At 55.0% G+C, this 21,819-nt stretch carries 20 protein-coding genes; 8 read left to right on the top strand and 12 right to left on the bottom strand.

The annotated features are described in order from the left end of the window. Nucleotides 1-91: 91 nt before the first annotated feature. Together ABUK73_RS22570 and ABUK73_RS22565 are read left to right on the top strand one after the other, a co-directional pair. Nucleotides 92-784: a FadR/GntR family transcriptional regulator gene (locus tag ABUK73_RS22570; RefSeq protein WP_353579217.1), complete on the top strand. Its 693-nt coding sequence runs from the start codon at nt 92-94 to the stop codon at nt 782-784. A 36-nt stretch (nt 785-820) separates the two neighbouring features. Then, on the top strand, nt 821-2,353 hold the full coding sequence (locus ABUK73_RS22565) for a UxaA family hydrolase (RefSeq protein WP_353579216.1): 1,533 nt from the start codon (nt 821-823) through the stop codon (nt 2,351-2,353). A gap of 166 nt (nt 2,354-2,519) precedes the next feature. Here ABUK73_RS22565 and purH read toward each other — a convergent pair whose 3' ends face one another. From purH to htpX, 4 genes are all read right to left on the bottom strand, one after another. Further along, entirely contained in the window at nt 2,520-4,136 is a 1,617-nt protein-coding gene (purH, locus tag ABUK73_RS22560) for a bifunctional phosphoribosylaminoimidazolecarboxamide formyltransferase/IMP cyclohydrolase (protein WP_353579215.1), read from the bottom strand. A 145-nt stretch (nt 4,137-4,281) separates the two neighbouring features. Further along, nucleotides 4,282-5,904, bottom strand: coding sequence for a heparinase II/III family protein (locus ABUK73_RS22555; protein WP_353579214.1), 1,623 nt, complete (start codon nt 5,902-5,904; stop codon nt 4,282-4,284). Nucleotides 5,905-6,214: 310 nt separating this feature from the next. Beyond that, nucleotides 6,215-7,603 (bottom strand): RsmB/NOP family class I SAM-dependent RNA methyltransferase, encoded by a 1,389-nt coding sequence (locus ABUK73_RS22550; protein ID WP_353579225.1) that lies wholly within the window; start codon nt 7,601-7,603, stop codon nt 6,215-6,217. Beyond that, nucleotides 7,594-8,553 carry a zinc metalloprotease HtpX gene (htpX, locus tag ABUK73_RS22545; RefSeq protein ID WP_353579213.1) on the bottom strand — a complete coding sequence of 320 codons (960 nt, stop codon included), beginning with the start codon at nt 8,551-8,553 and terminating at the stop codon, nt 7,594-7,596. Before htpX ends, ABUK73_RS22550 begins: the two co-directional genes overlap by 10 nt. A 108-nt stretch (nt 8,554-8,661) precedes the next feature. Here htpX and ABUK73_RS22540 point away from each other — a divergent pair, with 108 nt between their 5' ends. After that, nucleotides 8,662-8,862 (top strand): DUF1674 domain-containing protein, encoded by a 201-nt coding sequence (locus ABUK73_RS22540; protein ID WP_353579212.1) that lies wholly within the window; start codon nt 8,662-8,664, stop codon nt 8,860-8,862. 69 nt (nt 8,863-8,931) lie between these two features. Here the strand turns inward: ABUK73_RS22540 and ABUK73_RS22535 are convergent, their stop codons facing one another. From ABUK73_RS22535 to hemE, 8 genes are all read right to left on the bottom strand, one after another. Continuing rightward, nucleotides 8,932-9,816, bottom strand: coding sequence for a ParB/RepB/Spo0J family partition protein (locus tag ABUK73_RS22535; RefSeq protein WP_353579211.1), 885 nt, complete (start codon nt 9,814-9,816; stop codon nt 8,932-8,934). A gap of 82 nt (nt 9,817-9,898) precedes the next feature. Further along, entirely contained in the window at nt 9,899-10,690 is a 792-nt protein-coding gene (locus ABUK73_RS22530; protein ID WP_353579210.1) for a ParA family protein, read from the bottom strand. A gap of 19 nt (nt 10,691-10,709) precedes the next feature. Further along, entirely contained in the window at nt 10,710-11,330 is a 621-nt protein-coding gene (rsmG, locus tag ABUK73_RS22525) for a 16S rRNA (guanine(527)-N(7))-methyltransferase RsmG (RefSeq protein WP_353579209.1), read from the bottom strand. An 11-nt stretch (nt 11,331-11,341) separates the two neighbouring features. Continuing rightward, nucleotides 11,342-13,219, bottom strand: coding sequence for a tRNA uridine-5-carboxymethylaminomethyl(34) synthesis enzyme MnmG (gene mnmG / locus ABUK73_RS22520; RefSeq protein WP_353579208.1), 1,878 nt, complete (start codon nt 13,217-13,219; stop codon nt 11,342-11,344). A gap of 58 nt (nt 13,220-13,277) precedes the next feature. Continuing rightward, nucleotides 13,278-14,597 (bottom strand): tRNA uridine-5-carboxymethylaminomethyl(34) synthesis GTPase MnmE, encoded by a 1,320-nt coding sequence (gene mnmE / locus ABUK73_RS22515; protein ID WP_353579207.1) that lies wholly within the window; start codon nt 14,595-14,597, stop codon nt 13,278-13,280. 147 nt (nt 14,598-14,744) lie between these two features. Continuing rightward, complete coding sequence (rho, locus tag ABUK73_RS22510) at nt 14,745-16,010, bottom strand: transcription termination factor Rho (protein WP_112964404.1); 1,266 nt, start codon at nt 16,008-16,010, stop codon at nt 14,745-14,747. A gap of 186 nt (nt 16,011-16,196) precedes the next feature. Beyond that, nucleotides 16,197-16,742 carry a protoporphyrinogen oxidase HemJ gene (gene hemJ / locus ABUK73_RS22505; protein WP_353579206.1) on the bottom strand — a complete coding sequence of 182 codons (546 nt, stop codon included), beginning with the start codon at nt 16,740-16,742 and terminating at the stop codon, nt 16,197-16,199. Next, nucleotides 16,739-17,773, bottom strand: a complete 1,035-nt coding sequence (gene hemE / locus ABUK73_RS22500) for a uroporphyrinogen decarboxylase (protein ID WP_353579205.1) — start codon at nt 17,771-17,773, stop codon at nt 16,739-16,741. Before hemE ends, hemJ begins: the two co-directional genes overlap by 4 nt. 408 nt (nt 17,774-18,181) lie before the next feature. On the opposite strand from hemE, the gene ABUK73_RS22495 reads away from it, so the two are divergent. From ABUK73_RS22495 to dnaQ, 5 genes are read left to right on the top strand one after another with little or no spacing between them, the layout of a single operon-like run. Beyond that, entirely contained in the window at nt 18,182-19,003 is an 822-nt protein-coding gene (locus ABUK73_RS22495) for a pyruvate, water dikinase regulatory protein (protein WP_353579224.1), read from the top strand. A gap of 35 nt (nt 19,004-19,038) precedes the next feature. Beyond that, nucleotides 19,039-19,638, top strand: coding sequence for a Maf-like protein (locus ABUK73_RS22490; RefSeq protein WP_353579204.1), 600 nt, complete (start codon nt 19,039-19,041; stop codon nt 19,636-19,638). After that, nucleotides 19,631-20,491 (top strand): shikimate dehydrogenase, encoded by an 861-nt coding sequence (locus ABUK73_RS22485; RefSeq protein WP_353579203.1) that lies wholly within the window; start codon nt 19,631-19,633, stop codon nt 20,489-20,491. Before ABUK73_RS22490 ends, ABUK73_RS22485 begins: the two co-directional genes overlap by 8 nt. Continuing rightward, on the top strand, nt 20,488-21,087 hold the full coding sequence (gene coaE / locus ABUK73_RS22480) for a dephospho-CoA kinase (RefSeq protein WP_353579202.1): 600 nt from the start codon (nt 20,488-20,490) through the stop codon (nt 21,085-21,087). Before ABUK73_RS22485 ends, coaE begins: the two co-directional genes overlap by 4 nt. 2 nt (nt 21,088-21,089) lie before the next feature. Next, the gene (gene dnaQ / locus ABUK73_RS22475; RefSeq protein ID WP_353579201.1) at nt 21,090-21,788 is read left to right on the top strand and encodes a DNA polymerase III subunit epsilon; all 699 of its coding nucleotides are present in this window, start codon (nt 21,090-21,092) and stop codon (nt 21,786-21,788) included. Nucleotides 21,789-21,819 lie beyond the last annotated feature (31 nt).

Raw genomic sequence — 21,819 nt, 5'->3', positions numbered from 1 at the left:
TTCAATGAAATAAACATTATCTTGCGTCTCTCTCACGTTGACGATACGGTAAGGCCAAATCGATACTGGCGGAAAGTTCTCACGAAATCCCATGAATGGTCAGGCCAAAATTCTGGAGCCACGCAGGCTCTATCAGCAGATCGCAGATCAAATTCGTGAGCTGATCGACAGTGGCGAGTTTCTGGCGGGTGCACGCCTGCCGGCGGAGCGGGAACTGGCGCAAAGGCTTGGCGTATCACGACCCTCATTGCGAGAAGCCCTCATCGCGCTGGAAATCGATGGCAGTGTCGAAATCCGTATGGGCTCTGGCGTCTATGTCTCGTCGGAACCAGCGCAGTCGCCTGCCAGAACAAAGTCTCTGGGCGAAAGCCCTTCGGAACTCATGCAGGCGCGCGCAGCATTGGAAGGCACGACCATCGTGTTGGCCGCAAGCCGTATCGATGCAGCTGCCCTGGAAACGCTACGCGCCACTCTGGATGCCATGCGCAGCGAGATCGAAGCGGGGCGCAAGCCGCTCGATCAGGACAGGCAGTTTCACGTCATCATTGCCGAGCAATCCGGCAACAGCGTCTTGGCGCGGCTTGTAGGTGATTTGTTCGATGAGCGCCACAGCCCGATTTCGGCGCAATTTCGTGTCAAATTCGAAGACAAGGACACATGGATTTTTGCGTTGCAGGAGCATGAGGCCATTCTGTCCGCTCTTGAGGCCAAAGACCCATTGCTGGCGCAGGCAGCCATGCACAGCCATCTGGACAGTTCACGGCGACGATGGGTCGAGAACTGAGACTTAAAATAAAAGAATTCGCGAGGAGGAGACCGCGTGACAGAGAATTCAGAAGCAACCATTTTGCTCAACACGCGCGACAATGTTGCCGTAGCCCGGCGCTCGATCCAACCGGGGGGAGAGACGGGCCGCAGCGGCCTTCAGGCGCTGGAGCTGATCGGGCGTGGTCATAAGGTGGCGCTGAAAACCATCAAAACCGGTGAGGAGGTTCTGAAATACGGACAGGTCATCGGCATGGCAACGCAGGACATAGAGCCGGGCCGTCTCGTGCATTTGCACAACCTTGCCATGGTACCATCTGAACATGCCCACCAGTTCAGCGTCGATATCGATGAAAAAGGCATGCTACCGCTTGCGGAGCGCCGCACCTTCCTGGGCTTTGACCGGGGAACCGGTGGTGTCGGCACGCGCAATTACATCGGTGTCATCGCCTCGGTAAACTGTTCCGCCACCGTCTCCCGCTACATAGCTGACTACTTCAACCGCGATGGCGGGCTGGACGGTTTCGACAATATCGATGGCGTCGTGGCGCTGACCCATGGCAGCGGCTGTGCCATCAACACGAAATCGGAAGGCTACCGCCTGCTGATCCGCACTATACAGGGCTATGCCCGCCATCCAAATTTTGGCGGTATTCTGCTCATCGGCCTGGGTTGCGAGACCAACCAAATCGCGCCGATTCTCGAACATTACAAGATGGAAGAGGGGGATCGCCTCCGGACCATGACCATTCAGCAGCATGGCGGTACCCGCAAGACCATCGAAGCGGCCATTGCCAATATCAAGGACATGCTGCCGGGCGTGAATTCTGCCAAACGAACGGAACAGCCACTGTCTGCGTTGAAAGTCGCATTGGAATGCGGCGGATCGGACGGCTATTCCGGCATTTCCGCCAACCCGGCGCTTGGTTACGCATCTGATCTCATCGTGCGCAATGGTGGCACGACGGTGCTTGCGGAAACCCCGGAAATCTATGGTGCCGAACATCTCCTGACCCGCCGTGCCGTGACACCCGCCGTGGCCGAAAAGCTGCTGCAACGCATCGACTGGTGGCGTGATTACACTGCCCGGAATGGGGACGAGCTGAACAACAACCCATCCCACGGCAACAAGCTGGGCGGGCTGACCACCATTCTTGAAAAATCCTTAGGCGCAGTCGCCAAAGGTGGCTCGATGCCGCTCAAGGCTGTGTACGAATTCGCAGAAACCGTAACCGAACCAGGTTTCGTCTTCATGGACACACCCGGTTACGACCCTGTTGCGGTTACGGGGCAGGTAGCGGGCGGCTGTAATGTCATCTGTTTTACCACAGGTCGTGGTTCCGTTTCCGGTTTCAAACCCGCCCCCTGCATCAAGATCGCCACCAACTCTGAAATGTATGAACACATGAAAGAGGACATGGACATCAACTGCGGAGAGATCGTCACCGGAAATGAAACGATAGAGGAATCCGGCAAACGAATCTTCGAACACATCATCGCCGTCGCCTCGGGTGATAAGACCGTCAGCGAGATTTACGACTATGGCGATAATGAATTTGTGCCGTGGCAGGTGGGTGCAGTGACGTAATAGCGCGTGTTTCATGTGAAACAACGCAGGTGCTTAAGCACGCCCCCGACGATTCATAACGTTTAACGTTGTGGTTCAACAAATCCTCGGGACAAGCCCCAGGATCACGTTGAAGACAGGAAGTGCTTCGAGCCGCTAACACACGTTCAGCGGCTCATTTTCTTTATTAATGGCGGAAGTGGCGCATGCCTGTGAAGACCATTGCGACATTGTGGGCATTGGCAGCGTCGATCACGTCCTGATCGCGCATTGAACCACCAGGCTGGATGACAGCCGTTGCACCCGCTGCAATCGCAGCCAGCAGGCCGTCAGCAAAGGGATAGAAGGCTTCTGAGGCAACGGCGGAGCCCGTGGTCAGCGGCTCGGCAAGGCCCATGGCCTTTGCGGCATCTTCAGCCTTTTGCGCAGCGATGCGAGCGGAATCGATACGGCTCATCTGGCCAGCACCGATACCTGCAGTCTGGCCATCCTTGGCGTAGATCACCGCATTCGACTTCACATGCTTGGCGATCTTGAAGGCGAACTTCATGTCTTCCAATTCCTGCGGTGTCGGCGCACGATTGGTGACGACCTTCAGATCGAGGTCTTCGACCATACCGTTGTCACGGCTCTGAACGAGCAAGCCACCCGAAACCGTCTTTGCAGTGATGCCGGGGGCACGTGCATCCGGCAGACCGCCTGCGGAAAGCAGGCGCAGGTTTGGCTTGCGCGCCACGATCAGCTTGGCTTCCTCGGTCACATCAGGCGCAATGATGACTTCGGTGAAGAGCTGAATGATTTCTTCCGCTGTTTCCGCATCCAGTGTCTGGTTCAGCGCAATCACGCCGCCGAAGGCCGAGACGGGATCGCAGGCCAGCGCGCGCTTGTAGGCATCCAGCAAGGTCGTGCCGGTCGCAACGCCGCAGGGATTGGCGTGCTTGATGATGGCGACGGCAGGTGCATTTTCCGGCAGGAACTCGGCAACGAGCTCATAAGCCGCATCCGTATCATTGATATTGTTATAGGAAAGCTGCTTGCCCTGCAGAAGCGTTGCCGTGGCAACGCCCGGGCGCTTATCACCAGTCAGGTAGAAACCGGCGCTCTGATGCGGGTTTTCACCATAACGCATCTTTTCCTTCAGCACGCCGCCAATGGCGCGGTAATGCGGCGTCTCGATCGACAGTGCTTCGGCAAACCAGTTGGAAATCACTGCATCATAGGCGGCCGTGCGGGCATAGGCCTTCGCTGCAAATCTTTGGCGCAGCGCATAGGTCGTCTGGCCATCATCCGCCTGCAAGGCTTCCAGCAGTTCCGGATAATCGCTCGGGTCCGTCACCACGGTCACATAGGCATGGTTCTTGGCCGATGCGCGGATCATGGCCGGGCCGCCGATGTCGATATTTTCCACCGTCGTCGGATAGTCGCCGCCCTTGGCGCGCACTTCCTCGAAGGGGTAGAGGTTGATGACGGAGAGATCGATGCCTTCGATCCCGTGCGCCCGCATGGCTTCCACATGCTCTGCATCGTCACGAATTGCCAGCAGGCCGCCATGCACATTGGGGTGCAAAGTCTTGACGCGGCCATCCATGATTTCCGGGAACTTGGTGATATCGGACACATCCGTCACCGGAAGACCCGCATCGGCAATCGCCTTGGAGGTGCCACCCGTCGACAGCAGTTTCACGCCGAGTTTGACCAGCGCACCCGCCAGTTCAATGATGTCAGTCTTATCGGAGACGGACAGAAGAGCGGTGCGAATCTTGACCTTGTCTGGAGCGGGAATTTTCTTGGAAACAACAGCCATCGGGAGAACTCCGTAATGCGGAAGGGACAGGCCGGAGAGCGACCCATCCGGCGGTTGCCGCCGCGTTAGCACAGCTTTGCCCATTAATAAACAGAGCGAGCGCATCCGCTTTCGAATCACGCAGGATTTTAATGGATGCGCCCGTTTACAGCTTTCGCTCGATAAGCCAGCGGATTTCCGTTGTTCCCGAAGCCTGGAAGGGGATTTCGATTTGCTGTGACGGGCGAATACCAGACGCATCCGCCATGAACACATCTTCCGCTATGCTTACCGTCTGACCCGGCGCTGAAAACACCCAGCTTGTGCCATCGACCGCGCGCATCATGATGGTTTCCTCATCCAGAGATACAAGCTCGATGGAGGGATGAATGTGAAACCGGGAAACGACATCCACGGACGCGGACAGCGCCTTTTTATCGTTCTCAGCCGCTTGAATGAGATCACGTCCTTTGATCTTGCTGCCGGCGGCATTCAGTTCCAGCTCTCGCTGGTGAATAAAACCGAATTCCTTGAGATAACCGTCATGCGATGCCACCAGTACATCTGCACCTTTCTGGTCGGTTTCTCGCTCCACATTCACCTCTGTAATACCCGGCACCATGATGGCACCCAGCAGCCGCGAGCGCGAAAGTCGCGACGACGATGTGTCATTGATGGTGACGGTAGAATGCGCGGCTGTCGAGCGGCTTGCCCGTTTGAAGGCGGGTGCCGCAAAGGGTGGAAAGCCGGAATTGACGATGAAGCGATTTCTGACCGAAGACAGCTCGAAGGACAGGCAGCCGCAATGAGCGCTTCTGGAAAGCGACAGCCGTTGCGGAATACCCGTATCGACAATGAGGACTGTGTCATCCGCCGCCAGTCTTTGATAACCGATATCGGGAAGCGCACGCGAAGGCCGCCCCGATGTCTCGTCATATCGCAGCACGGAGGCCAGCTCGTTGGCGAGCGTCGCCGTGGAGCCGTTGAACAGCGCCAGATCACCATCCTGATGCCGGAAGAAACGAATGGCGGGGAACATGCGGTCAATCGCTGGCACAAGCCCTGGCGGCACATCATGACCCAGATTGATATAGCTCTGTCGTAACGGCAAAAGATCGATCAGCAAATCCAGCATGATTCTGGGATTGCGCGATACATGCCCCCCATCCGGCAGAATCTGACGCTCCAATTCCCGATCCAGTTTCATGCCGTAACGGGCAATCTTCGATGCGCGGTTGGGCAGGGAAATCGATGCAACGGCCAGCGCAATGCGGACTTTCAACCGCACTTCACCATCCGGCGCATATTTGGCAATCAGGCTCAGATAGCGCACATGATAGCCGAGGCTTTTCAGGAAACGCCGATAGAAGCCCGCATCCGCACTCTGCAAAATGACCGGTGAATGCGATAACCACGCAATCAGCCTCTGCGCCGCCGTCTCCGGTGCCCAGGCAATGCCAATTATCCTGCGTCCGTGGACCGCAATCCAGTCTGAAACCAGAAGACGAGATCGGGTGCAGGCCTCCTCCGACTTGCTGGCCCGGACATGGCGCAGCCAGCTGAAGCTGTGCAGCTTTTCCTCGAAGGCCTCGGACGGCATGTCCAAAGAAAAGGGTGAAACACCGCCGGTCTCGAGTATTCGCCCTGCGAGCGCGATACGGCCATAGACCAGCTCTTCGGCAATGTAGGGATCAACTGCGCGCAAATCCGTTGGCGCTGCCACGAGCCCGCTGGGTGTACGATCCGCAAGTTTCAGGAATTGAATACGCAGCGGCGCAATGCCAATCATGGCACGGTTCCGTAGGGTGCGTAAAAATAGCCCCGCAACGCTGAAGCTGCTGTTCAGGGATCCTACCAAACTTGTGTTTCCCGCCCGCGCAAAGACTTATTATGTTTCAGAGAACTACGGATGCTGGCTAGCAATTGACAAGTCATTCAATCTTTCACGAAAAACTTCATATTTTGTAAACGATGCTGACGCGCCGGGGTAACCGACACCGCACGTCGTGCGGCATCAAGCGCGGTCAGCCATTGATGAGGAAACCACCCACGAAGCAACGGCAACGCGGGATGTGGAAGGAAAGCAGAAGAGCATTCGGTTAGTGTTTACGCAGCACCGCTGCATAAAAACCATCTACGCCACCGAACATATCCGGCGTTGTGCGCAGGTCACCGTCGGCATTGATCGCTGCTTCGAGGCCTGGATAGTCCTTCGGTGACACAGGAACGCGCTCGAGGCCAAGCTCGCTTTTCAGCACCTTCGCGACCATGTCCTCGCCCTCTGACGGGTCCAGCGAGCAATTGGAAAACACGACCAGACCGCCCGGCTTGACCAGCGTGATGGCGTGGCGCAGCATCTGCTCCTGCAAAGCCGCAAGTTTGGCAATGTCCTGAGTGTCCTTCGTCCAGCACACATCCGGGTGCTTGCGTAGCGTGCCCGTGGAAGAGCAGGGCGCATCCAGGAGAACCGCATCGAACAAGTCGTCGGTCTGAAACTTGAGCATATTGCTCTCAACCGTGTCGGCATTCAGTTTCAGACGATCGAGATTTTCACGCAAACGCTTCAGGCGGTTGCCGGATTGATCGAGTGCCGTGACCTCAGCGCCCGCAAGAATAAGCTGCGCCGTCTTACCCCCCGGTGCAGCACAAAGGTCCGCAACACGTTTGCCAGAGAGATCACCCATCAACCGCACAGGCATGCTGGCGGAAAAATCCTGCACCCACCACTCACCCTCGTCAAAACCCTCCAGCGCGGCAACAGAGCCTTCGAAAGACTGAAGCCTGACGCTGCCATTGGGCATGACGGTACCGTTCAGCTTCTGCGCCCAGAGATCGGGATCGGATTTTACCGTGACATCGATAACAGATGGAATGAGTTGAGCCTCTGCCATACGGCTCACAGCTTCAGCGCCATAAACCTCAGCCAAACGCGAGAAAAACCACACGGGCAGCACAGGAACGGTGCTGATTGCCTGCAATACATCGTCTTTCTCACGACCCAAGCGGCGGAGAACTGCGTTGACGAGTTTCACGAAACGCTTGTTGCGTGGATCGCGATGCGCCTGCTCCACCGCAAGATCGACCGCGGAATGGTCAGGTACATCGAGATAAAGCATCTGCGTGGCACCCACGACCATGACATGGTGCAGCGAACGCGCGCCTTGCGGAAGAGGTCCATCCAGTAACATGGAGAGTGCGGCTTCGATGCGTGGCAGATGCCGCAGCGCCGTGTTGACGATAGCACGCACCAATGCGCGGTCCGCAAGGCTCAGCGCACGATAGGCCGGATTGCCGTTTTCCGCATCCAGCATACCATCCAGCGATGTCTTCTTATCGATGACGGCAGAGATGATCTTTACGGCTGCGACGCGGGCCGCAAGGCCCGGCTTCCATTCTTCGCCTGCGACAGAGGCGTCATTATTTCCACCAGACGGCTTGCGTTTAAAGTGTTTTGCCGGTTTGGCGGAGGAGTTCGATGTCAAGACCAGGGACCTTTACGCTCATTATTTTCGCCTCGTCCAGAACCCGTGTTCGGGACGGAGCGTGATTTGCGCACCGGCTTACCACTTGTCGCCGCATAGGTCGATGGCTGTCCAAACTCCGATGACATGGCCTGCAGGGCGGCAATGCGGTTATCGGTATTCGGGTGGGTCGAAAACAGATTGTCCATCCGCTCGCCGGACAACGGGTTGATGATGAACATATGCGCAGTCGCCGGGTTTCTCTCTGCATCATCATTGTGGATTTGCTGAGCAGCGCCTGCGATCTTCTGCAAGGCGGATGCAAGCCACAGGGGATTTCCGCAAATCTCGGCTCCACGACGGTCGGCAGAATATTCGCGCGTACGGCTGATTACCATCTGCACCAGCATCGCCGCAAGTGGCGCCACGATCATCGCCACCAGCACACCGATGAAGCCAAGCGGATTGTTGTTTTCACGGTTCCCGCCGAAGAAGAAGGCAAAGTTGGCCAGCATTGAGACCGCACCGGCGAGCGTGGCGGTAATCGTCATGGTCAGGGTGTCGCGATTTTGGATATGAGCCAGCTCATGCGCCATCACACCGGCCACTTCCTGCGGCGTCAGCCGTTCCATCAGGCCAGTCGAAGCAGCAACCGCCGCATTTTCAGGGTTGCGACCGGTGGCAAAAGCATTCGGCTGCGGGCTGTCATAGACATAGACCTTCGGCATGGGCAGACCGGCATTCTGGGAAAGGTCGCGGATCATCGCGAAGAAGTCGGGCGCATTGCGCTCGTCCACCTCCTGCGCGTGGTAAGCCCGCAGCACCATCTTGTCGGAATTCCAGTAGGAGAAGAAGTTCATGCCTGCGGCAAACAGGAAGGCGATCATCATGCCGCCCGTTCCGCCAATCATGAATCCAATGCCCATGAACAAGGCCGTCATGAATGCCAACAACATGGCCGTACGCATCAGGTTCATCCAAAAATCTCCGTTCCGGGGTGAAATGGCTTATCAAGCCTTTCCGACTTCTATAATCTGGTTACGAAGAAACGCTTTTCAATATCCTGTCATAAGGCCTTGAGAACCATGCAGAACGCAGACAACGATAATGCTGGTGAAAACCAGAAGAAGATTTCCCCTGCAGCAGAGCGCGCATTGAAGGAAGCCGAAGAGCGCCGCAAGGCCGCAGAGCAGCTGGAATTGCCACCGGAGACAGGCGGGCGCGGCGGTGCGGAACCAGTCCGCTTTGGAGATTATGAGATCAAAGGCCGTGCAATCGACTTCTGAGGCAATCTCACATAAATAAAAAACGGGGAACAGAAATTCTATTTCCCGTTATTATTCAAATAGTTAATTCTATTTTTGTTCTAACAGACGGCAGACCGCTTCAAGCTGTTCCAGCGTGCGGTAGTTGATACGGATATGCCCGCTATTGCCTTTGTGATTGATCTTCACATCGAGCCCTAGCGCATCGGCAAGCGTCCGCTCCAGCGCAATCGTATCGGAGTCTTTTTCGTTCTCAGGCTTGCGGGAATTCGTCGGGTCCAGCTGCGCACGAATATCGGCCTGCGCCAGCCGCTCTGCATCACGAACAGAAAGTCCCTTGGAGACAATCGTCCGCGCCAGATAGGCCGGGTCAGACGTTGGGACCAGAGCGCGAGCATGGCCAGCGGAGAGCGTGCCTTCAGCTAACATATCCCGAACCGGGTCTGGCAGCTTTAGAAGGCGCAGGCTATTAGCCACATGGCTTCGGCTCTTGCCGATAATTTCTCCAAGATCATTCTGGGTGTAACCATGTTCGGCAATCAGCTGATCATAACCCAAAGCTTCTTCCAGCGGGTTGAGATCGGATCGCTGCACGTTTTCAACAATGGCGAGTTCGAGCGCGGTGCGATCATCCACATCGCGAACGATGACCGGAACTTCGGTGAAGCCCGCGAGCTGCGCCGCGCGCCAGCGACGTTCACCGGCGATGATCTCGTAACGGTTCTGCTCGACGGTGCGCACCACAACAGGCTGAACAATGCCGTGCTGGCGAATGGACGACGCCAGATCCTGAAGCTCGCTCTCATCAAAATGGCGACGCGGGTTGCGCGGGCTGCGGGCAATGAATTCGATGGGGATCGTTCGGTCCGGGCTGACGGCACGCTGGGGTTCACCAACCGGCAAAGGCTGGTCCATCTCACCAATCAATGCTGCCAGGCCACGTCCGAGACGGCGCTTCGAAAGATCATCGCTCATTATTTACTCCACAGATCGAAAGCGCCGCTCATTGTAGTTTTGCGCTTGGATTATCTTATCGCTTCTTGGCGACTGGCGCGCATCATGCAGCTTTACGCAAACGCTCGCGTTGAATGACCTCAGAAGCGAGTTGCAGATAGGCCTGGCTTCCTGCGCACTTCAAATCATACAAAATGGCCGGCTTGCCATAGGATGGCGCTTCGGAGACGCGCACATTGCGCGGGATGAGCGTGTGGTACACTTTCTCACCGAGATGCGTCCGTACATCACTGACCACCTGCTGTGCGAGGTTGTTGCGCGAATCGAACATTGTGAGGACGATGCCCTGGATATCCAGCGCCGGGTTGACCGTGCCGCGTATCTGATTGACCGTGTCCAACAACTGGCTGAGACCTTCCAACGCGAAGAACTCGCATTGCAACGGCACCAACACCGAGTGAGCAGCAGCCATGGCGTTCATCGTCAGAAGATTGAAGGATGGCGGGCAATCGACGAGAATATAGGAATAGGCGTGGGCATCCGGCGCTTGTAGTGCGCTTTTAAGCAGGAATACGCGGTTGGCGGCATTTGCGACTTCCATCTCAAAGCCCAGCAAATCCATAGTCGATGCGACGATATCAAGATTTGGGACAGCCGTTGGCACGGCGACTTCTGAAACAGTATTGGCGCCGACCAGCAGATCGTAGGACGACAGCTTACGCTCACGGCGGTCAATACCGAGGCCAGTGCTGGCATTGCCCTGCGGATCGAGATCGACGACGAGAACGCGCTCACCGATCGCGGCCAAGGCGGTGGCGAGGTTAATCGCCGTCGTCGTTTTACCGACACCGCCCTTTTGGTTGGCAATCGTAATGATCCGGTTTTTTTCAAACATGGTGCCGCACCTGACTTGGTCAATCAGCTTTTCGACGTAAATTACTGATTTCGAGAACAACAGAGTTCTCTTCTACACTGCTTTGGTGTTTTACCAGATCGAAATCCCAACGACCACGCGCTTTTTTTACCTCAGCCTCGTAATCCCGGCCTTTGTTGAGGTAAGAGCGAAGATTTTGATTCTCATTTGCCCAAGGCTGAATATAGCTCAGCAATAAATCGAGCTCTGCCAGTGCGCGCGCAGACACCGCATCCGCCGATTTGATAACCTGCGGGGCCGTCTCTATGCGAATTGGATGCACAGACCCTCTGGCGCCGGTCTCTTTCAACGCGACACGCAGAAATCCCGCCTTTTTATTGTTGCTTTCGACCAGGTTAACCCAGCCGTCCTGACGCTCGGCCAGAAAAATGGCCGTAATGACGCCAGGAAAGCCACCGCCGCTTCCAAGGTCCACCCAAGTCTGAGGCGCAGGAGAGAGCTGAAATATCTGCGCGCTATCTGCCACATGGCGAGACCACAATTCGCTGAGGGTCGAAGGCGCTACGAGATTGGTAGTAGCGTTCCATTTCTTGAAAAGCTCGACAAAATGCTCAAGCCGATTTTGTGTTTCACGTGAAACACTCTGGCCGTTTATCTTCATATTGGGACTCGTTAAGGCTGTGCACGCAACTTCTGGGTTTGCGTATAAGTGCCTTTCTTGACCAAAGCAAGAATAAGCGACACTGCCGCCGGCGTCATCCCGTCCACACGCGATGCCTGCGCGATATTTGCAGGCCGCGCTTTCTCAAGCTTTTGCTTCAATTCGTTCGAGAGGCCCGACAATGATGTAAAATCAAAATTCTCTGGGATTCTGCGATCTTCGTCTCTCTTGATATCAACAATGTCGGCGCTCTGGCGCTGCATATAAACGGCATAGCTCGCTTCGATCTCGAGTACCTCGGCGACTTTAACCGGAATGTTATTGACCTCGGGCCAATGGTTTTTCAACGTCTCAAACTCGATATCCGGATACGCCAACAGTTCATAAGCAGTCCGTCTCTGTCCATCATGATTAAGCCTCAAGCCTTGCTTCGCGGCTTGAGACGGGCTTATCGATAGTTCTCTCAGAAGCTCGCGTCCGCAGTTCAAGTCATTAATAAAATCAGCAAAGCGATTGGCGCGCTCAGAACCGACGATACCAGCTTCGAGCCCAAGAGGCGTCAAACGCAGATCAGCATTGTCGACGCGTAGTGACAGTCTATATTCGGCTCGTGACGTAAACATCCGATATGGCTCTGTAACGCCCTTCGACGTCAGGTCATCGATCATCACGCCAATATAGGATTCTGTTCGGCTAAAATGGACCGGTTCGCCGCCGCTCGCAAATATAGACGCGTTTAGCCCTGCGACCAACCCTTGCGCCGCTGCTTCTTCGTAGCCCGTCGTGCCGTTAATCTGACCGGCCAGAAAGAGACCAGGGACCTTCTTGCATTCCAGCGAGGGCCGGAGCTCGCGGGGATCGACATAATCATACTCGATTGCATAACCAGGCTGGAGGATGGTGACCTTTTCCAGACCGGGGATTGTGTGAATGAACATTTCTTGCACAGAAGTGGGCAGGGAGGTCGAAATCCCATTGGGATAGATGGTATCGTCGTCGAGACCTTCTGGCTCCAAAAAAATCTGGTGGCCATCACGTTCTCCGAAACGGACGATCTTGTCTTCGATTGACGGACAATAACGAGGACCGACACCTTCAATCTGACCGGAATACATGGCCGAGAGATGGATATTGTCCTGAATAATTTTGTGACCCGCCGGAGTCGTGCGTGTAACGCCGCAATCAATCTGTGGATTGACGATTTTATCCGTCATGAAGGAGAAGGGAACCGGGGTCTCATCGGCACCCTGGCGTTCAACACCCGCCCAATCAATCGTCTTTCCGTCTAGACGAGCAGGAGTGCCGGTTTTGAGGCGGCCCATCCGTAGTCCAGCCCGAGCCAACGTATCGGAAAGGCCAACAGACGGCTTTTCTCCAACGCGTCCGGCGGGAATCTTTTCGGAGCCGATATGAATGAGGCCACGGAGGAACGTGCCACTCGTCAGGACAACGGCACGGCAGGATAGTTTCCGACCATCGGCAAGAATGACGGCGGTAATGACGTCATTTTGAATTTCAATGTCGTAGGCGTCGCCCTCAACCACATTTAGGTTCTGGATCGAAGCGATTTCCGATTGCATAGCTTCTCGATATAGACGGCGATCTGCCTGGGTGCGAGGCCCGCGAACAGCTGGGCCTTTCTTCCGATTCAGCATACGAAACTGAATGCCACCAGCGTCAGCTACCCGACCCATGAGTCCATCCAGCGCATCGATCTCACGAACAAGATGACCTTTGCCGAGACCGCCAATAGCGGGATTGCAGGACATGACGCCGATGGTGTCGCGTTTGTGCGTCAGCAAAACAGTGTTGGCGCCATGTCGTGCGGCTGCAGCTGCAGATTCACAGCCAGCATGACCACCGCCAATTACAACGACATCATATGTCATTATAAATCTCTTTATCCCTGTCGCGCTCCAACGGGAAAACGCGAATGTTTCACGTGAATCATTTGCCGATACAGAATTCGGAAAATATGACACCGAGCAAATCCTCGACATCGACGCGGCCGGTGATTCGTCCCAAAGACGTAGCAGCCAACCTGAGGTATTCCGAGCGGATCGCAAGATCCATTCCTTCGGATTTCAGCGCATCACTAACATAGTTCAGCGTCTCTTCAAGTCGTTTCTTGTGACGAGCCCGAACAGGAGCCAATGTCAGAGACGATCCAACCCGCTTTTCTATTTCCGTTTTGATGCGTTCCCGCAGTTGTTGAAGCCCTGCACCGGTCTTCGCGGAGATAGCAAGGTCATGCAGATGGGATGGTTTGCTGGACAAATCGGATTTGGTTACGACGCGAATAGCGGTGACACTTAAATCATGGTTTTGTTGCGGATCCGAATCAAAATCAGTTAATAACAAAACAAGATCAGCAGATTCCGCGGTTTGACGCGCGCGGCGTACGCCTTCCTGTTCGACGATATCAGCCGTCTCTCGCAGGCCCGCGGTATCAAAGACCGTCACCAGATAACCATCAATGTTAAGATCAACGCTGATTACGTCTCGCGTTGTACCTGCGATATCGGTGACGATAGCAATATCTCGACCGCTCAGCGCATTCAACAAACTCGACTTGCCAACATTTGGCGCACCAACCAATGCGACTTTGAAGCCATCACGGATGATCTCAGAGGACGCTCCAGCGTAAAGATGTTGCTCGATTTCCGCCTTGAGAGTCAAAACATCTTGCCAAACCTGGTCGGCGACGGAATCTGGAACGTCGTCCTCATCCGAAAAATCGAGTTCCGCTTCAATCAATGCACGGCAGCGGGTCAGGCGATACGCCCAGCCATCATATAATCCCGAAAGGCGGCCACTGGTCTGCTCAACGGCCAGCCGACGCTGCATCTCGGTTTCTGCCTTCAGCAGGTCCGCCAGACCTTCGACTTCCAGCAAATCCATTTTGCCATTGTCGTAAGCGCGCTTGGAAAATTCACCAGCCTCAGCAGGGCGCACGCCATAGATTGTATCGAGTTCCGAAAAAATGGCGTCAACCACAGCGCGACTGCCGTGAACTTGAATTTCTACGCAGTCTTCGCCGGTGAAGGAATGGGGTGCTAGAAACTGGAAGACGAGCCCTTGGTCAATCGCGTCATTGTTTCGGTTTCGAATCGTTCTAAGACCGGCTATGCGAGGTGCTGGGATATTCTCTCCGACAAGTTTCGATAAGGCAGAAACAGCTTGCGATCCACTCAACCTCAAGACCGCTACGCCAGCGGGCAGGGAACCGCTTGAGAGAGCGTAGATCGTATCTTTGGAAGGAGACATGGCGACAACTCCTGAAGCGCTCTGCGATTACCGTCTTATGAATATCGGCAACGACATCTCTATCGCATGTGAACGCATGTGCTTTCAAACAATTGGCCGCGTCCTGTTAAGACGCGGCCTTAAACTTTCAAAGATGAATCCGGCTAATTACGTATTCATCGAGTCGAAGAAATCACCGTTGTTCTTGGTCTGCTTCAGCTTGTCGATCAGGAACTCGATAGCGTCGGTGGTGCCCATAGGCGCAAGGATACGGCGCAGAACGAAGATCTTCTGGAGGTCCTGACGTGGAACCAGCAGGTCTTCCTTACGCGTACCGGACTTGAGAATATCCATGGACGGGAAGATGCGCTTGTCTGCGACCTTGCGATCCAGAACGATTTCCGAGTTACCGGTGCCCTTGAATTCTTCGAAGATAACTTCATCCATACGGCTGCCGGTATCGATCAGAGCCGTTGCGATGATCGTCAGGGAGCCACCTTCTTCGATATTACGGGCGGCACCGAAGAAGCGCTTGGGTCGCTGCAGGGCGTTGGCATCCACACCACCGGTCAGAACCTTACCAGAAGAAGGAACGACGGTGTTGTAAGCGCGGCCAAGACGGGTGATCGAATCGAGCAGAATGACGACGTCACGACCATGCTCAACCAGGCGCTTTGCCTTTTCGATGACCATTTCGGCGACCTGAACGTGGCGCACCGCTGGCTCGTCGAAGGTAGACGAAACGACTTCGCCCTTCACCGATCGCTGCATGTCCGTCACTTCTTCCGGACGCTCATCGATCAAGAGAACGATGAGATAGCATTCCGGATGATTGGCGGTAATCGAATGCGCGATGTTCTGGAGCAGAACGGTCTTACCGGTACGCGGCGGAGCGACGATGAGGCCGCGCTGGCCTTTGCCGAGCGGTGCCACAAGGTCGATGACGCGTGCGGAGAGGTCTTTGGATGTCGGGACATCCAGTTCCATTTTGAAGCGATCATTCGGATAGAGCGGCGTCAGATTGTCGAAATGGACCTTGTGACGAATCTTTTCCGGATCATCGAAATTGATCGTGTTGACCTTAAGCAGCGCGAAATAACGCTCGCCTTCTTTAGGTCCACGGATAGGGCCTTCGACGGTATCGCCGGTTTTCAGCGAGAAACGGCGGATCTGCGATGGCGAGATGTAAATATCATCCGGGCCGGGCAGATAGTTTGCGTTGGCAGAGCGCAGGAAGCCAAATCCATCCTGAAGAACTTCGACGACACCTTCGCCAATGATCTCGATGTCCTGACTTGCCAGAACCTTGAGGATTGCAAACATGAGCTCCTGCTTACGCATCGTGCTCGCATTTTCGACTTCCAGGGATTCGGCAAAAGTCAGCAAATCGGTAGGGGATTTGCTCTTAAGTTCCTGAAGCTTCATTTCAGCCATGAAGAGAAAGACCGTCTTTAAAATATGTGTGGGGAAAGGCGTGATCGCGAATCAGGTACTGGGGAAGGCCCCGCAGACGTCTGAATAATTCACATGCCATTGAGATGAGTAATCGGAAAATAGCGATTCAACCGGAAAGCCGCAAGAGGAAAGCACCAATTCCGAGAAATTTATCGTGATCGCCCGTCAAGCATATGGTTTCACAACCACAAGTAAGACTATCAGGATCATCAGGACGGTCGGAACCTCGTTCATCAACCGCCAGTGACGGGCAGAACGGGTGTTTTCATCCCGTGCAAAACGCCTGACGCTTCTGCTGAAATAGACATGCGTCGCCGTCATGAGAATGACCAGAGCAATTTTCGCATGCAGCCAGCCGCCGGAAAAACCATAAACCGACCAGGCGAGATAAAGGCCGAAAACCCAGGATATCATCATCGCCGGGTTCATGATGACCTTGAGGAGACGCTGCTCCATGATTTTGAAGGTCTCGGACTTGTCCGAACCGGCGGCGGCATCCGTGTGGTAGATGAACAGCCGCGGCAGGTAAAACAGCCCGGCCATCCAGGATATGACGGCTATGATGTGCAGCGCCTTGATCCAGAGATAGGCATCGGCCGCATCGACATGCAGCACGACCGCGATCATGGCCACGAAAGCGCTCAGCGCAACCGCCGCCCGCAGACGGGCTTTGCGCCCAGCCTTTGCCGATGTCTGCTTTTCCTCGCTCATAGGCGCGCACCGTGGGAGCGAACGCGCGACACCAGTCTGGTGACGTTCTCCGGGTCCGCCTGCGGTGTGATGCCGTGGCCGAGATTGAAGATCAGCGGGCCGTTGCCAAGACAGTCAAGAATGGTATCAATGCCGTCATCCAGCGATTTTCCACCGGAAACCATTCGCATCGGATCGAGATTGCCCTGGACCGGGCCATCTTTCTGGAGATCGCGGGCGAAAGACAGCGGCACGCTCCAATCGAGACCGATCGCATCTGCCTTGGTTTTTTGGCGATAATCCTTCAGCAGAATGCCAGCACCTTTCGCAAAGGCGATGATCTTGGCATCAGGGCGACGCGCGCGAACGGATTGGATGATACGAGCGACCGGCTTTATCGCGTATTCCTCAAATTCCTTCTCGCCCAAAACACCCGCCCAGGAATCGAATATCTGAACGGCGTCGGCACCTGCATCCAATTGTTCAACGAGATAGTCAGCAGAGGCTTCTGCGAGGAAGGCCAGTAGCTGTTCCATCGCCTGCGGTTCCTGATAGCCGAAAAGGCGGGCAGGGGCCTGATCGGGCGTGCCGTGACCAGCAATCATGTAGGTCGCAACCGTCCAAGGCGCACCACAAAAGCCAAGCAATGTAGTCTTGGATGGCAGTTCCTGTCTAAGCTTCGAGACCGCTTCGAAAACCGGCTTGAGGTGAGGCAGAACATTATCCTGCTTCAAAGCAGCAATCCCGGCCACATCGATTGGATCCATTGCAGGGCCCTTGCCTTCGGTGAAGGAGACGTTTCGATTTAGGGCGTCAGGAATGACCAGAATATCCGAGAAGAGAATGGCGGCATCCAGATCGAAACGTCGAATGGGCTGTAGCGTCACTTCAGTTGCAAGCTGCGGATTATAGCAAAGATCAAGGAAACTTCCTGCCGTCTTCCGCGTTTCTCGATATTCCGGAAGGTAACGACCGGCCTGTCTCATAAGCCAGATCGGAGGAGGGGTGAGTGTCTCTCCATTCAGAACCTTCATAACACGGCGTTCGGACATGATGCTCATCTTTTCTAAAAAATAAAATCTAAGAGATTTAAAAGATTTTCTATTTCTTAGAGTCTGTGAGTAGCAAGGATTAAAATCTGTTCGGCGGAAATGCCGCATGAGCGATGATTCATATGTCACACGCGCCTGTTTGGGCAGGTTTGGGAAAACAGACGGGATATTTTGAAATAAACAAAATATTTCCGTGGCTTAAAGAAAAACCGAATACTATGACGCTTGTGGATAACCCTTGGACGGTTTTTTAACGTCCGCTTTTCTCCTCACAATTCACAGGCAGGCTTTTGCTTGCTACACCGGTTTGCCGATTGTGGACAAAACACAGGTTTTGCGCCGCGCGACCGGATGCCGGGCCAGATGACGGATGTTATCCGACATTATCAACAGGGGGACGAAAACAGCGTGGAGAACCAAAAAAGCTTCTTCCATCTTCATCTGATTTCTGACTCCACGGGCGAGACTCTGATGTCGGCGGGCAGAGCGGTGTCGGCGCAGTTTCACGCGGCCATGCCGCTGGAACATGTGTATCCGATGATTCGGAACCAAAAACAGCTGCAGAAGGTGATCGACAGCATCGATCAGGAGCCGGGAATTGTTCTCTACACAATTGTGGATGAGCAGCTGGCCGAGTTTCTCGATCTGCAATGTCACGCCATCGGCGTGCCCTGCGTAAATGTGCTGGAACCCGTCATTGGTATTTTCCAGACCTATCTCGGCACAACGTCGCGCCGGCGGGTGGGGGCGCAGCATGCGTTGAATGCGGACTATTTTGCCCGTATCGAAGCCCTGAACTTTGCCATGGATCATGATGACGGCCAGATGCCGGAAAATTACGATGATGCCGATGTCGTCATTATCGGCATCAGCCGCACATCGAAAACACCCACCAGCATCTATCTGGCCAATCGCGGCATCAAGACCGCCAATATTCCTGTGGTGCCGGATGTGCCCTTACCCGAGAGCCTCTATAAGGCGACGAAGCCGCTGATCGTCGGGCTCGTCGCAACGTCTGACCGCATTTCGCAGGTTCGTGAAAACCGCGAGTTGGGTGCGACGGGCGGTTTTGACCGGGGCCAATACATTGACCGCGCAACGATCATGGAAGAACTAAAATATGCGCGGGCACTCTGCGCCCGCAACAGTTGGCCACTCATTGATGTAACGCGGCGTTCCATCGAAGAGACCGCCGCGGCCATTCTTGCCCTTCGTCAGCGGACGCGCTAATCCCTTCGCACCCCCCTGTTCGGAGACCATGGTTGATGAGACCAGACCTGATCCTTGCTTCTTCCAGCGCATCCCGGCAAATGCTGATGCGCAATGCTGGACTGAGCTTTACCGCTAAACCCGCCGAAATCGATGAGCGTGCTATCGATGCGAAGCTCGAGAGAGATGGTGCATCACCGGACAGGATCGCGGTCGAACTTGCCAAGGCAAAAGCGCTGGCCGTCAGTGCGATTTATCCAGATGCTGTCGTTCTGGGCTGCGACCAGACCATGTCGCTTGGCGATAGGATTTATCACAAACCAAAAGATATGGTGGAGGCCCACGCCAACCTCATGTCACTTTCCGGTAAGACCCACCGTTTGAATTGCGGTGCCGCGTTGGCCAGAAACGGCAAGATCATCTGGGACGTCGTCACTCTCGCTGATCTCACCGTGCGGGACTTGGACGCGGAATTTCTCGACAGACATCTGGAGCGGGTTGGACCGAAAGTGCTGTCCAGCGTCGGCGCCTATCAGCTGGAAGGGGAGGGCATTCAGCTTTTCACCGATATTGAAGGGGATTATTTCACCATTCTGGGTCTGCCGCTGCTGTCACTGTTAACGAAACTTCGCGAATTGGGCCTGATCGATGGTTGATTCACGTGAAACATTAACCATCAAAGCCTTCGTCACCGGCTACCCCATCAAGCATTCTCGTTCTCCATTGATCCATGGTCATTGGCTGAAAATCTTCGGCATTAAAGGCTCCTATCACGCCGTCGCGGTATCGCCTGACAATTTCGCGCATTTCGTTGCGACATTGAAATCCGGCGAAAGCGGTTTCGTCGGCGGCAACGTTACGATCCCACATAAGGAATCCGCCTACCGATTGGCAGACAGGCCTGACGAAATCGTGCAGGAACTGGGCGCAGCCAACACGCTGTGGCTGGAAGATGGCCAGATTTGCGCGACGAATACCGACGGCTACGGATTCGTCTCCAATCTTGATGCGCGGCATCCCGGTTGGGACAAGACGGATAAGGCTGTGGTTCTGGGCGCTGGCGGCGCGAGCCGCGCTATCATTCAGGCGCTGCGCAATCGCGGCATTTCTGAAATTCACGTCGTCAACAGAACCGTAGCCCGTGCAAAAGAATTGCGCGACCGGTTCGGCGACCATGTCTTTGCCCATTCCATGGGGGCCTTGGACGAGGTTTCGACAAATGCTGGGCTTTTCGTCAACACGACATCTCTTGGTATGGATGGCAGCGAAACGCCGCATATCGATTTCTCAAAGCTGAGCCGAGATGCAGTGGTAACGGATATCGTTTACGTTCCGCTCAAAACACCCATTCTCAAAATGGCAGAGCAACAGGGCTTTCCCGTTGTCGATGGTCTAGGCATGCTCTTGCATCAGGCCAAACCCGGTTTTGAAAAATGGTTCGGTAAATCGCCTGAAGTGGATGAAGAACTGAGAAACCTCATTATTGCCGATATGGAAAAGCACGGATGATTACCATCGGGCTCACCGGATCGATAGGTATGGGAAAATCCACGACGGCGAAGCTGTTTGAGGAAGATGGCGTTGCGGTCTGTGATTCCGATGCCGTCGTTCACCAGCTTTATACGGGTGAGGCGGTGGCTCTGATCGAGGAGGCTTTTAACGGTACGACCGAAAACGGCCAGGTCAACCGTCAAAGGCTGGGTGAAGCCTTACGTCAGAATCCGGCTAATTTCGAAAAGCTCGAGCAGATCGTTCATCCCCTGGTGCGGAAAAAGCAGCATGTGTTTTTGGATCATGAGCGGCAGGGAGGCGCAGAATTCGCCTTGCTGGATATCCCCCTTTTGTTCGAGACCGGCGCAGAAAGCCGCGTCGATAAGATCGTGGTTGTCAGCTGTGATGCGGACATCCAGAGGCAAAGGGTTATGTCTCGGCCCGGGATGACGGAAGAAAAATTTCAGATGATCCTTGCGCGGCAGATGCCAGACGAGGAAAAGAGACGCAGGGCCGATTTCATCATCGATACCGGCCGGGGAATTGAAGAGGCGCGGGTGCAGGTGAAAGCCGTTCTCGCTGCCTTGAGATTCGAGCGAAAAGAGAAGGTCTGACGATGCGCGAAATCATATTCGATACGGAAACCACCGGCCTGGAATCGAAGTTCGACCGCATCATCGAAATCGGCGGCATCGAACTCTTCAATCACTTCCCGACTGGCCGGACTATCCATATTTACATCAACCCCGCCGACCGCAAGGTTCACCCGGATGCGCTGGCTGTGCATGGCATCACGGATGAATTCCTGCTGGACAAGCCAAAATTTGAGGAGGTTGTTCAGGAGATCCGCGACTTTTTCGAGGGTGCTCGCTGGGTTGCGCATAATGCGACCTTCGATATGGGTTTCATCAATGCGGAATTTGGGCGGCTTGGCATCGAACCGGTCTCGCCGGAAATGGTGACCGATACGCTGTCCATGGCCCGTCGAAAACATCCGATGGGTCCGAATTCGCTCGATGCGCTCTGCCGCAGATATGGCATCGACAACTCACACCGGACCAAGCACGGCGCGTTGCTCGACTCCGAACTTCTGGCCGAAGTTTATATCGAGATGATCGGTGGTCGCCAGACTGCGCTCGGGTTCGGCTCTACCGTGAAATCGCAGGTCAATGAGACCGTCGATGATGTGCCGTTAGAGGCTTTGGTGAGATCCAGACCTTTGCCGTCACGGCTGGACGCGGAAACGGCAGCAGCCCATGGCAAACTGGTTCTGGCGATGGGCGATAAGGCGATCTGGAATAAATACCAGCACTAGGGTGACAGTAACGGAGTTAGGCCCCGCGGGT

Source organism: Agrobacterium vacciniicorymbosi (assembly GCF_040427045.1).
Taxonomy (GTDB): Bacteria; Pseudomonadota; Alphaproteobacteria; order Rhizobiales; family Rhizobiaceae; genus Agrobacterium.
The sequence above is the reverse complement of the archived record's forward strand: the minus strand, read 5'-3'. Positions and strand labels throughout refer to the sequence as shown.